Source organism: Mesorhizobium sp. M1066 (assembly GCF_040318635.1).
Classification (GTDB): Bacteria; Pseudomonadota; Alphaproteobacteria; order Rhizobiales; family Rhizobiaceae; genus Mesorhizobium.
This window is the reverse complement of record NZ_JAMYMR010000074.1, coordinates 1-12,890: the sequence shown is the minus strand read 5'-3', so window position 1 is coordinate 12,890 and position 12,890 is coordinate 1. Positions and strand designations below refer to the sequence as shown.

Below are 12,890 nucleotides of genomic sequence, written 5' to 3'. Positions count from 1 at the left end.
GCAGTGATCGGCGCCGGCGGGCCGACCAACGAGCGATCTAACCATCAAGTCGATTTCGGGAAAGTGCCTTGGCGCACCGCTTACGTCGAAGAAAAATTGATCGCGTTGCATCGCTCCGATGAATGCAGCAGGCGCCTGGCCGAAATTCCGGGTGTCGGGCCGGTCGGCGCATCGGCTTTTAATGATGAAGACCCCAGATCCCCGAACGTTCAAGTCCGGTCGCGATTTTGCCGCTTGGATAGGACTCACGCCCAAAGACCATTCGACCGCAGGCAAGGTCAGACTGGGGGTGATCACACGTGCTGGCGACGAAATGCTAAGGAGCATATTGGTGGTTGGCGCGACTGCTCTTCTTCAGCACGTCAGAACAGGTCGAAGCAGACATGCTTCCCGATGGCTCACCGAACTACTGCAAAGGAAGAAACCGAAGCTGGTTGCGGTGGCGCTCGCCAACAAGATTGCCCGTGTCGCCTGGTCATGGCTTCCGTAAGCCGGTTCCTTACCAAGAAGCTGCGGCTGAAGGTCGACGAAGCGAAGAGCGCGGTGGCGTGGCCGGAGGAGCGGAAGTTCCTGGGGTTCAGCATCGCGAATGGCGGGAGCGAGCGGCGCATCGCGCCGAATGCCACCAAATTCAAGGCGATGATCCGGGATATGACACGCCGGACCCGGGGCATAAGTCTGCCGCAGTTGATCAAAGAGCTGAAGCCATACCTCTGATCCGTATGTCCGGTGGTGTGGGAGGGGCGGCGCCGCGAGGCGTCCCCTATCCCGATCAATCCCTCTTGATTCAATCTGAACGTCCGCCGCTGTAGATCGCCCCCAATGACATCCCCGCCGGCAGCGCCGAATTTGAGGCCTTAAATCCTTGTACTGATGCATGGATCAAGAGCGGCTTCACACTACAGTCTACCCACCTCTGATCCTGAAGGCGCTATCTCAAGCCGCAGCTGCTGGACCCGCGCGCTGAAGGCTAGGCGTCGATCGCCACCCCGCGACGTAGAGGACGATTAGACAGAGTACCGGGATGAGGATCAGTAGCGACGACACAGCGGCAATTGTAGGATCGATCTGGTTGCGAATATTCTCCCACATCTTCAATGGCAGCGTGCGGATCGAGAACCCAGCTACCAGCGATGTGACGACTACCTCATCGAAAGAGGCGAGGAACGCGAACACGGCGCCACCAATAATACCGGGCCTGATCAAAGGCAACGTCACTCTGATAAAAGTCCGCAAGGGATTCGCCCCCATGCTCATGGCGGCCCGCTCCAGCGCGGAATCGAAATTCGCCAGCGTGGCGGACACGATCACGACGACATAACCGATGGCGCCGATGGTATGCGCCAAGACAATGCCGGTCATCGACCCGAGCAGCCCGAGTTTGAGCAGCCCGAGATAGGTCGCTATTCCCACGACGATGACCGGAAATGTGATCGGCGTCAGGATCACCATAGTCAAGAAACTGCGCGGCCGCGGAAGACTGCGATTGAGGCCGTAAGCCGCAAGCGTGCCGAGGATGGTGGATAGGATAGTAGTCACAATGCCTATCTGGATGCTGGTCCAGGCGGCGCCATACCAGGAGGGATCGCTGAAGAACGCGCGATACCACTGCAGTGAAAGGCCTGGGGGCGGAAATTGCAAAAACTGTCCCGCGCTGAACGACATGATGACGACGAGCAGTTCTGGAACCAGCAAGTAGAAAACAACCAACACTAGGAATATAATGCCGACCATCTTCGACCAATTGCTTTTACCGGCGGCTTGGTAGAGATGCATCGTCCAACGTTTCGCCCGACGGGGAGTAAAAATCTCGTCTAGATGGCGTTTAAACCCGCCGAAAACCGGCAGTCGATTGGCCCAAGACTTCCGCGCAGGTTGCGCCGCTCGTCCCTGTGTACCAGAAAGATCAAGCCCGAACGTGGAGAGCACGACGATCGCGACCGCCAGGAGGATAAAGGCCGATGCGGCGACACGCCCCATGTCAAAGAAAGTATGGACCTGCGACGCGATGAAGGTGGAAAGCATGGCGTCGCCCAACCCGCCAAGGGCTGCGGGCGTGATGTAGAAGCCGAGGCAGATCACAAAGACCAACAGACAGCCGCTGCGCACGCCCGGCATGCTGAGCGGGAAGAATACCCGCCAGAAGGCGGTGAACGGCCGCGCCCCCATGCTGCGGGCGGCCGCCATGAGGGACTTATCGATACCCATCATGACGCTAACCAGCGCCAGGATCATCATCGGTAGCATGATATGTACCATACCGATATACAAGGCTAAGCGGTTATAGATGAGTTGGAGAGGACTGGAGATCAGTCCAAGTTCGAGCAGCAGATTGTTGATCAAGCCATTGTCGCCGAGGATCACGATCCAGGCATAGGTGCGCGCTAGCAGACTGGTCAGGTAGGGGATGACGACGACCAGGATGAGAGCCATGCGCAGCCTCTTCGATGCCGCCACGATCAGATAGGCCGTAGGGTAGCCGACGAGGAGGCAGATTGCTGTGGCTAACCCGCTGATCTCGAGGGTCTGGTAGAGCACACGGACATTCGCCGGCTGGCTGAAAAACGACTGGTAGTTGGTGAGCGAGAAGGCCGGCGCTTTGAGGCTGGTCAGGAAGAGCAGGATGATCGGAATGCCGAATACGACGAGCAGCACGGCGAGGGCGGGGCCAGTGAGAATTAAGGGCATTCGGCCCAGTTTCTGAAACGTCTTCATCCCGATTCCCCCTTTCGGCGCCTCACGCACTGACAAAGCGAACGTCTGAGCGCAACCAGTCGAGGCGTACCTCATCGCCAGCTCGAAAGATCTGTTGGCCGGCGCCAACGTGTTCGCGCACAATCAGCACACTGTTCCCGGCGCGCACATAGTATTTCCGCAACGGGCCGGCATAAATCATGTCTGCGACAGTGCCGGCGATAGATTGTCTTTGGTCAGAGTCGGCTCGCGTTGGAGCCGCGCGACCGGCGACGCAAATGCGTTCTGGCCGAAGCATCGCAACGGCGCCCGAGGGCGGCACGGCATCGGATTCAACTTTGAATCCGCAATTTTCGAGGATGTTGGCCTCGCCCAGAAAATTCGCCACGAACTGCGTCGCAGGCCGGTCATAGAGAGCCTCTGGTGTATCGGTTTGCTCGATTCGACCGTCGCGCATAACGACGATTCGGTCCGACAGCGTGAGCGCCTCCTCCTGGTCGTGCGTGACGCATACAGTGGTTTTGGCAAACTCTCGGTGCAGGCTCTTGATCTCGCCCTGCATCTGCTCGCGAAGATTGCGGTCAAGGGCGCCCAGTGGCTCGTCGAGCAGGAGGATCGGCGGATCGGCTATCAGCGCTCGCGCAAGCGCTACGCGCTGCTGCTGGCCCCCGCTTAGTTGCGACGGCATCCGGCCGCCATAATCCTTAAGATGGACGCGCTCAAGCATTCGATCGACATGCCTTGCCCTCTCGGCGGCCCTGACGCCGCGCATTTCGAGTGGGAATTCCAGATTCCGGCGCACTGTGAGGTGCGGAAACAGTGCATAGCTCTGAAAGACGATGCCCTGGTCGCGCCGGTAGGACGGCACCGAGGCGACCGACTTCCCACCAATCAGGATGTCTCCTTCAGTAGGCTCTACGAACCCGGCGAGCAGCATCAACGCTGTGGTCTTGCCCGAACCGCTTGGCCCTAGAATAGTCAAAAACTCGCCGCGACGAACCTCAAGTGACACATCCTTGACCGCAGCGACCGCCCCATACATCTTGGTCACGTTGCAGAACTCAATCTGCGCCTGAGCCGTACTCATTTTCAATGCTTCATCCTTGGCCATTGGCAGGGTAGTGCTTTTGAGATGCAAGGTCATGATTGATCCTCCAACACGCAACACGAAAGCGGCTGCTTGGCACATTGCTTCGACATAGCAGGGTTCCGGCCGAGGCGGCTCAATCCATTTCTCAGTCAGGCCATTTTTCAGTCAGGAAGGCGACCGTTTGGCCGCCTTCCCCAGACACTATTGATCGGCGATCACTGAAGAATCCACTCGTTCCAACGCTGGATAAGCCGCTCGACGTTTGTCACGCCGTCTGATCCTGCCGTAGCGTACCACTTGGAGTCCGCCACTATGCTAGCCTTCAGGTAATCAGGGTGGCTGGCGAATTTTCGTCCGACATCCTCTGGCAGCAGTTTATACGCATTTCGGTTCGCCGGGCCATAAGGAATGAGCTTTGCAAATGCGGCCTGCCTGTCGGCGCGGGTGACGAATTCAATAAATTTCTGTGCGTTCTGCAGATTTTTGGTGCCCTTTGGGATACCCCAGCTTTCCCAAGTCACCTTTTGTTGGTTTCGATTGACCTCAATCGGCGCGCCTTGGTCCATCAATGCAACCGCTCGGCCGTCGTAGGATTGCGCAAGGTCGACAACCTTGTCGTGCAGCAACTGCTGGTTCTCGGACCCGGTAACAAACCATTTGCGGATATGCGGCTTGATCTTGTCCAAGCTCGCGAAAGCTCGGTCGATATCCAAGGGATAGAGGGCATCAGCAGGCACACCATCCGCCAGCAGAGCTTCCTCCCACGGGCCGGATCCGTCCACGCCCGAGGACATCGCACGAACCCCGGGATACTTGCTGACATCCCAAAATTCTGCCCAAGTGGCCGGCCGCGGTTTGCCAGCTGGGAACTTCTCGGTATTGTAAACCATACACAGCGCGTAGACGATCGACCCAACACTATACGGAGTCCTGGTGAACTCTACAATCGCATCCAACTCATCCTTCTTGTAGATTGAGTAATCGATCTTCTCCAGGAGACCCTTCTCAGGAGCTTTGAAAGTTGTGGTCGCGTCCACGGGAATCACATCCACCGAAACGCTATTGGTCGACACCATTAGCTCAAGCGTGGCTGCGGGGACTTCTTCAGCGACCGGGGTCACTTTAATTCCCGTCTCGGCTTCGAAAGGCTTTACATAGGCTTCGATACACGCCTTTGCGTAATCGCCACCATTGAGAGCGACGCTCAGTTCGCCCGAGGATTGAGCGGCAGCGCGGCGGGACTGGTAAGACATCGCACCTACCGCGATAGCGGATGCTCCATGCATGAAACGTCTGCGGTTTATTGACATGCTCATTATTCGTTCCTCCTCAATATCCCGTCGCTGGACAGGATTCCGTTTTTGTTTCGCAATTCAGTCGTACGGCTTTAGTCACGGGCCGCCAGCGTCGTATCGACCAGGTTCACCCAATAGCCGATGCCATAGGGCAGGGCTTCGTCATTGAAGTCATACGCCGGGTTGTGCAATGCAGCGGTCGGGCCATTGCCGAGCTCAATGTAAGATCCGGGCCGCGCCTCAAGCATGTAAGCGAAATCCTCACCTCCCATGCTGGGTCGCAGCCTATCGTTAACGGACTCAAATCCGACGAGACCGCATGCCGCCTTTATCGCCACACTAGTTGCTTCCGTGTGGTTTACCATGCAGGGTTCGAGCCGCCGATGCTTAAACTCGATTTCCGCGCCGTATCCTTGCGCTATGCCTTCGGCGCATTTCCTGATCTGTCGTTCAGCGTATTCCCTGAGCTCAGATGCGAGGGACCGCACGGTCCCGGATATCCTAACATATTCTGGTATAATGTTGTATGCCGTGCCGGCTTCTAGCTTGGTGACAGAAATAACGAGGGACTCGAGCGGGTCCGTGCCCCGCGAGATCAAAGTCTGGAGGCCGAGGACGATTTGTGCGGCTATAACGATTGGATCGATGGTCTGATGCGGACTGGCTGCGTGCCCACCCCTGCCCTTCACGACTATGTCGAACTCATCAAGAGCGGCAGCGGTAGGGCCATCGCAAATCGCGAACTTGCCAACTTCTAGGCCCGGCGAGTTGTGCATCCCAAAAACCTGGGAAATCTCGAACCGCTCCATGATGCCTTCCTGGACCATCCTTTGGCCGCCCAGTCCATCTTCTTCCGCCGGCTGAAAGATCAGGGCCACGGAGCCCTTGAAGTTGCGCGTCTTTGCCAAATATTTCGCCGCCCCTAGCAGCATGGCCGTGTGACCGTCATGGCCGCACGCGTGCATCTTGCCCGGTACTTGCGAAGACCAGGGCTTGCTCGAGGCTTCTCGGATCGGCAGGGCGTCCATGTCGGCTCTCAGCCCGATCGTCGGTCCGTCTCCGCCTTCGCCCTGAATGATTGCGACAATACCGGTTTCCGCGATTCCCGTTTCGATATGATTGATGCCGAATGAAGCTAGTTTCTCGGCCACGAAGCTAGCTGTGTTGTGTACTCCATAACCGAGCTCGGGATTCTGGTGGAGGTAGCGGCGCCACTCGGTTGCCTCGCCCTGCAAATCCCGGAAAGTCTCAACGCTGTGCATCTATTGTTCCCAAATTATTGGCGAGGCAACTTAGCGCCTTCATCAAAATCAATCGTCCAGCGCCTTCCGTCAAATGCAGTTTGTATATCGGCCTCATCTAGGACCAAGATGGCTGTCTGAGTAGTCACAGGGAATGATGCGGGGGTCATTGCGTCCGTCGACGCTGATGCCTCGATGCTGGGGCGGTATCCTGTCGTCATGAGGTATCTGGCTGCGGTCGTGACGGCCCAGTGCGCCATCGCGCCAGCGTGGCGGTGATGCGCAGAATGCCGCCACAGCAGGGTCAGACCGTTGGGTCAAAGCGCGGCAGCAGCTTGGTGGTCTCGCCGGCTGCGGCGGTCGGAGCGCGCTTCATCGCCACCAGGAGTTGCCGGATGATGGCGAGTCGGGTCGGCGGCATCCATTGGCGAGGAAGCCATAGCCGGTGGGTATAGCGGTCGAGATAGGCGAGGACTTGCACGGGCGAGCTGAACGGCGGCTTGGCATAGACGATCCAGTTCTTGCGACGAAGCTGCCGGATCGCGGCCGTGAAGGCATGGGCTGACCGAGCCCGTCGAGCGTGCCGGAGAAGCGCAGTCGCCACGCATAGGCCGCCTGGAGCAGCTCGAGGAACAGCCGCCGGAATAGGCGGGAGAGGACATGGATGGGCAGGAAGAAGCGTGGCCGGCAGCTGAACCAGCCCCATCGGAAGAGAGAGCGCCGCCGGGGACGAGGCAATGGATGTGCGGATGATGGTGAGCGCCTGGCCCATGTGTGAACAATGGCCAGGACCCCGATCTTACCGCCGAGGGCCGCAGATCGGCGGCGATAGTCTTGAGTGTTGCGGCCATGGCGTCGAACAGAATGGCATAGACGACTGCCTTATTGTGAAAGGCGATCTCGGCGACTTCGGCCGGCACCGTGAACACGACGTGGAAGTAAGGCACCGGCAGCAGATCGGCCCGACGGTCGGCGAGCCACCGTTCGCGCGTCGCGTTCTGACACTTGGGACAATGCCGGTTGCGGCAGGAGTCATAGGAGACGCGGGCATGCGCGCAGTCCTCACAGGCCTCGACATGACCGCCAAGCGCCGCAGTCCGGCAGAGCTCGATCGCGGACATGGCGCGACGCTCGACGCGGCCGAGATGGCCGTCATGGGCAACACGATAGGCATGACCATGGCGACGGAAGGTATCCGCCACCTCCAGCTCGGGGCGCATCGCTGGGCTCAGGCAGGCGGCACCACCTCCAGCGTCAGGCGGTCGAGCGGGCTCTGCGTCCTGGAAATCGTGCCTGTTGCCACATGGGTATAGCGCGACGTCGTCGAGAGGTTTGTTGCGCCGACGAAGCAGACTTCGTCGCGCACAGTGGGGCTTCATCCAGCTCCCTAATCTAAGAGGCACCGGCATCTTATCTCCTCTTCCTGCTGATGCAGTTTAGGAGTTCAATGCGTATCCGACACTCAGAGTTTGAGCGGTCGCGCAACCAGCGCTACTTCTTCGTTGGCGTCGACATGCGCCCCCGATGCTATGGCCAAGACAATGGACGTTTCAGGCGCGCGGATATCGATGGACTCAGCGGACAGCGAATCTATCGAATGCAGGATACCTATGAGATCTCCCTGCTTCACTTCATCCAGCACCGAGCAGAGAGGTTCGAAGATGCCCGGCGCAGGCGATTTCAGCTCATCGGATGGACGCGTTTCGAGCGTTTGGCCGAACTTCTGTTGACGGAAAGTTGGATACTCGGCTTTTCCCTCGACCAGCCCGAGCGCGATGAGCGCGTTGCGCACTCCAGCCTCGTAGATCGCGAGATTGTCCGCGCCGACCGTGCCCCCACCGAATTCAGTGCAAACAAATACCTTACCCTGGTTTTGGGCCGTGATATCAAACATTCCAGCCGTGTCGTTGTGTTGCCACACCAACGTCAAGGGCAATTTGAACGCTTCCGCCATTCTCACCGTCCTGGCCATGAGATCGGGATCGGCAATGGGGTGCGTCGTGGCCGCCGGTGGAAACTCCCACGTTGGTCCGAAGCTGTGCAGATCAAATACGGTGTCGGCCATTGGCAACAATACGCGCGAAACCGCATCCGCGATTCGTTCGGTCACTGACCCGTCGGCGCGGCCTGGAAAGACGCGATTGAGATTCAATCCGTCGAGCGGAGTATTGCGGCTCCAGGCTTGCACGGCCAATGGATTGAGCACCGGTAGGACGATGACCCTTCCACAGGTTTGCGCGTCTGGCAGCCACTTAATAAGCCGTCGCGCGACAATTGGCCCCTCCAATTCGTTGCCATGATTTCCACCGGTGACAAGAAGACGCGGTCCCTCTCCTTTATTGAGACTGAAGACCGGGAGCGAAAGCTCCCCATGGTCGGCACCTCCTGGGACGACCAGATGCCCCCTGCTCACGCCGGGCGTATCGAGATCAAACGTAAGATGTGCTTCGCTCATTGTTCAGCCTAATTTTGAGTATTCACGCGACCTTGGCGCAGGTTTGCGTTTGTTCGCTCTGCAAGTATGCGCCAACCTATCGTCAATTCGCCAATATAATGTCCCGGACGGTGCCATCGCGTTTTCAGATGGCCAGGGCCTGCTTTGCTAAACTGCCGCTGCTCCGACGTTCCCAAGAAAGAACTGGAACCCTGGGAAATAAGGGCCTCCCTTGCACTAGGGTCCGGACCCATAAAAGGGGTTCCTCTGACGGCGGGATTGTGATTCACGGGTCTCTGAGGGGGACCACTCATGAATCGCGAATATTTCTGGCTCAGCGATGAGCAGTTTGGGTTGCTTGAACCACATCTGCCGACCGACACCCGAGGCAAGCCGCGCGTCGATGATCGCCGCGTGATCAGCGGCATTATTCATGTGGTGAAGAGCGGCGGACGCTGGGTCGACGCTCCGTCGGTCTATGGACCGCGCAAGACCCTCTACAACCGTTTCCAGCGCTGGTCGGCCAAGGGCGTTTGGAGTGCCATTTTCCATGCTCTTGCCAACGCCGGCGGGCCTCCGGCCGAGCTTCTCATCGACTAATCGGCGGTAAGGGCGCATCGCTGTGCGGCCGGCGGCAAAGGGGGGAGCAAAATCAGGCCATCGGTCGCTCGAGAGGCGGACGGACTACCAAAATCCATGCCCTGACGGATGGATTCTGCCGGCCGGTCGCCTTTCTCCTGACCGGCGGCCACGTCGCCGATTGCACTGCCGGGGCGCTGCTGATCGAGCAGATGCCGGCGGCGCCAATCCTGCATGCCGACAAAGGCTATGGCAGCAATGCCATCCGGGAGCAGGTTCGCGGACGCGGCGCCTTCGCCAAATATCCCGCCCAAGGCGAATCGAAAATGGAAGAATTGTTTCTCGCCCTTCCTCTACAAGGACCGCAATGCGATTGAGCGCATGTTCTGTCGCATCAAGGACTTCCGTCGCATCGCAACTCGCTACGATCGGCTCGCCCGCAACTTCCTCGCCGCCGTCTGCATCGCTGCAACCGTCAGCTACTGGTTATGAGTCTTAGCCCTAGTCATCTGGAACTGAAGTTCGTTACATTGTGAGGTGTTCGCCTATTCGATGGAGAGTGCAGCGATGGCGAACGCGACAGGCCGACCGACGGCGCCTCTGGTTCTGGTGCGAGAAGAGCGCGAGTATCTGGAACGACAGGTGCGTCGGCAGCGTGTGGCGCGATCCATGTCCGAGCGGTGCCGGATCATTCTTCGTTGTGCCGAGGGCGTTCCCAGCAAAGCCGTCGCAGCTGAGCTGGGGGTCCACGAGCAGCCGGTCGGCAAGTGGAGGCGCCGCTTCCTCAAGGATCGCGTCGAGGGTCTACTGGACGAAACCCGGCCAGGCAGGCCCCGGACGATCGATGACGATCAGGTCGCAGCCGTGATCGAGCGGACGTTGCGCTCCACGCCCAGCGATGCGACCCATTGGTCGATCCGATCTATGGCCGGTACGACCGGCTTCTCGCACACGACGATCCGCAGGATCTGGACCGCCTTCGGGCTGCAACCGCACCGCTCGGAGACGTTCAAGCTGTCGAGCGATCCGCTGTTCGTCGACAAGGTGCGCGACATCGTCGGGCTCTACCTCTCGCCACCCAATAGGGCGCTCGTGCTCAGCGTCGACGAGAAGAGCCAGATTCAGGCGCTCGATCGTGAGCAGCCCGTGCTGCCGATGATGCCGGGCATCCCCGAGCGCCGGACACATAGCTGTGTCCGGCACGGCACCACCTCGCTGTTTGCAGCGCTCGACGTCCCTCCGGCTTCGTTATTGGCAAGTGCTACAAACGGCACCGGGCCACCGAGTTCCTGGACTTCCTGAAGCAGGTTGATGCCAGTATTCCGCCGGACCTCGACGTCCACATCGTCATGGATAACTACGCGACTCATAAAACCGCGCTGGTTAGGGCATGGCTGGCGCGACGGCCGCACTACCATGTCCACTTCACGCCGACATCGGCATCCTGGATCAACCAGGTTGAACGGTGGTTTGCCGAACTCACCCGTAAGCAGTTGCGCCGCGGCGTCCACACCTCGACCAGCCAACTCGAAGCCGACATCCGCTCCTTCATTGAGCGGCACAATGAGAACCCAAAGCCATATCGCTGGGTCAAATCCGCCGACGACATCCTCTCATCCGTCAAGCGCTTCTGCCAAAAGGCCGAACAGATCTTATGCAGCGAATTTTAGATTCAGGTGACTAGGACCACCAGCGCGCTTGCCCGCCCACACGGCCCCGCGCTTGCTGGTGAAGAGTAGACGCCCGTGCGCTGGGATCGTCGGAGTGATGAACGCGCTGGCGCAATAAATCTGACACGATGCCAATCACGCGGCAAATGAAGGCCAACCTCGCCTGTTGCTTACGCATAATGCGAACCATTTCGATGGCGTTAGGATGATCGCGGTTAGCTGCAGGCAGCTCGTGCAAACCATGTTCGAACAGGCCCGAGGATGCCGAACCAGCGGGCCTCCTGATCGAACTCGCAATCGACGGCACGCTCTCAGGCCTGTTCCGGCAGCGAAGTGGTAGGCAGTGCTTCATCGCGACACGACTTGCTTAGGTGTCATGCACGATAGAGCGTGTGCGGTGTGCGGCTCAGTACTTCCCCACCACGCTCTGTCACCAGGACGTGGGCGCCGGCGCCAAATAGGTAGCCGTTTTCGCTGCGCAATATATTTGGCATGTGCAATGTCATGCCGGCCTGAAGGACATCCTCAACGCCTGGCTCTAAGCTCAGGTCACCGCGTTCAGTCCAATTCATTCCGGTTTGGTATCCGGTTCGTTGGCGAAAGACTCCTTGCCGCTCAGATCTCTTTAGCACCTCGTGACCCGCAGCGTCCACCGCCGCCGCGGTCGTACCCGGCTTGATCGCCGCAACGAGTGTTTCGATGACCTCCTCGGCCAGCTCGTGCAGGGATTCGGTCTCCGGATGTCGGCCAAGCACGGCGCACCGGACCATTCCAACTGTGTACCCGTGCTTCGATGCGCCGACTTCTAAAAAGGCTGGCTCGTTATTATTGATTGGATGATGCGTTGGGGGACCATGCGGCAACTTCGTCCGCTCCCCGAACAGAATCGTAGGCGGAGCCATTCCGACTTCTCCGCCAACGTTGCCGGCATCAGCTTGGATCGCCGCCGCCATGGTCCCCGCCATTTCCAATTCGGTAACACCTACCCGCAGGGAGCTCTGGAAGGTTCTCAATGCCAAGTCGGTCATGCGCATCGCGTCGCGCATGCACTGGAGTTCCAGCTCGCTCTTCACCGCCGCCACCGAGGAAACCAGCCGAGTCGCATCCGCGATCTTCAAATCGGGAAGCTGCACCTGAAGCGCACTGACATCGGCCGGTGCGAGGTTCCAGCAACCAAGCTCAAATCCGACCCGCTTGCTCTGCAGCCCATACCGTCGAAGGACGTCGGCGCAAACCGTCCCGAAATCGGGCTGATGGGTATATGTAACGATTTCGTCAATGCAACTATAGACACGAACTGCGTGCTCATCGTATTCTCGAACCACATATGTCGGCGGCCGACCCGGCACCAAAATCAGTGGAAACGGCGCGAAGTATCCGCCACTTCCATCATATCCGCTAAGATACCGAAGATGGCCATGCGCACTTACCACAAGTGCGTCGAGCCTCGCGCTGACCATGGCCTCCAACACCTTAAGCTGCCTCCGCTCGTATTCTGATCTCGGGAAAGGGACGCCCGTCACAGGAATCGCTGAGGATACCGTCGTCATATCTCACCTCAATGAAATGTCATGTTGACGGTTCGATTGCGCAAACGGTACGCACCGGACCGAAGTTCGAAGCTGTCGCTGCTCCGCGTCTTTGTTTCCGTCAGACGATCAACCGTCTTGGCGGTTTGCGTCAAATGCAGTTTTTATATTGTCGTCATCTAGCGGCGAGATGTTACTAAGGCACGGCGATATAAAAACTGCATTTGACGCATGCCGACCGGCAATCGGATCATAGTCCTGCTAAGTTGGCGCAGCTCGGCGGAAACGATCGGTCGGAGCAATGAGCAGGGCGGCGGACGCAGACGAGGATTCAATTTCGCCAGCGACGTTTGCGCCG

The 12,890-nt window shown here is 58.8% G+C and carries 8 protein-coding genes and 4 pseudogenes; 4 read left to right on the top strand and 8 right to left on the bottom strand.

The features are described from left to right. Positions 1–490, top strand: a pseudogene (locus NKH52_RS34455) (transposase); the annotation flags it as partial. Then, positions 478–717, top strand: coding sequence for a hypothetical protein (locus NKH52_RS34450; RefSeq protein WP_352657955.1), 240 nt, complete (start codon positions 478–480; stop codon positions 715–717). The pseudogene NKH52_RS34455 and the gene NKH52_RS34450, both read left to right, overlap by 13 nt. A 219-nt stretch (positions 718–936) precedes the next feature. Here the strand turns inward: NKH52_RS34450 and NKH52_RS34445 are convergent, their stop codons facing one another. The 7 genes and pseudogenes from NKH52_RS34445 to NKH52_RS34410 all read right to left on the bottom strand — a co-directional run bounded on the left by NKH52_RS34445 (position 937) and on the right by NKH52_RS34410 (position 8,775). After that, on the bottom strand, positions 937–2,715 hold the full coding sequence (locus tag NKH52_RS34445) for an ABC transporter permease subunit (protein ID WP_352657952.1): 1,779 nt from the start codon (positions 2,713–2,715) through the stop codon (positions 937–939). A gap of 22 nt (positions 2,716–2,737) precedes the next feature. Next, complete coding sequence (locus NKH52_RS34440; RefSeq protein ID WP_434221489.1) at positions 2,738–3,805, bottom strand: ABC transporter ATP-binding protein; 1,068 nt, start codon at positions 3,803–3,805, stop codon at positions 2,738–2,740. Positions 3,806–3,999: 194 nt separating this feature from the next. After that, positions 4,000–5,100: an ABC transporter substrate-binding protein gene (locus NKH52_RS34435; RefSeq protein WP_352657945.1), complete on the bottom strand. Its 1,101-nt coding sequence runs from the start codon at positions 5,098–5,100 to the stop codon at positions 4,000–4,002. A gap of 71 nt (positions 5,101–5,171) precedes the next feature. After that, positions 5,172–6,341, bottom strand: a complete 1,170-nt coding sequence (locus NKH52_RS34430; RefSeq protein ID WP_352657942.1) for a M20 aminoacylase family protein — start codon at positions 6,339–6,341, stop codon at positions 5,172–5,174. Between the two features lie 283 nt (positions 6,342–6,624). Continuing rightward, positions 6,625–6,924 carry a transposase gene (locus NKH52_RS34425; RefSeq protein WP_352657939.1) on the bottom strand — a complete coding sequence of 100 codons (300 nt, stop codon included), beginning with the start codon at positions 6,922–6,924 and terminating at the stop codon, positions 6,625–6,627. Positions 6,925–7,051: 127 nt separating this feature from the next. Next, positions 7,052–7,540, bottom strand: a pseudogene (locus NKH52_RS34420) (IS91 family transposase); the annotation flags it as partial. Positions 7,541–7,782: 242 nt separating this feature from the next. Next, positions 7,783–8,775 carry a succinylglutamate desuccinylase/aspartoacylase family protein gene (locus NKH52_RS34410; RefSeq protein ID WP_352657936.1) on the bottom strand — a complete coding sequence of 331 codons (993 nt, stop codon included), beginning with the start codon at positions 8,773–8,775 and terminating at the stop codon, positions 7,783–7,785. Positions 8,776–9,066: 291 nt separating this feature from the next. On the opposite strand from NKH52_RS34410, the pseudogene NKH52_RS34405 reads away from it, so the two are divergent. Continuing rightward, positions 9,067–9,825: pseudogene (locus tag NKH52_RS34405) on the top strand (IS5 family transposase). Positions 9,826–9,900: 75 nt separating this feature from the next. Then, positions 9,901–11,003: pseudogene (locus tag NKH52_RS34400) on the top strand (IS630 family transposase). Between the two features lie 374 nt (positions 11,004–11,377). Here NKH52_RS34400 and NKH52_RS34395 read toward each other — a convergent pair. After that, on the bottom strand, positions 11,378–12,553 hold the full coding sequence (locus tag NKH52_RS34395) for a M24 family metallopeptidase (RefSeq protein WP_352657933.1): 1,176 nt from the start codon (positions 12,551–12,553) through the stop codon (positions 11,378–11,380). Positions 12,554–12,890 lie beyond the last annotated feature (337 nt).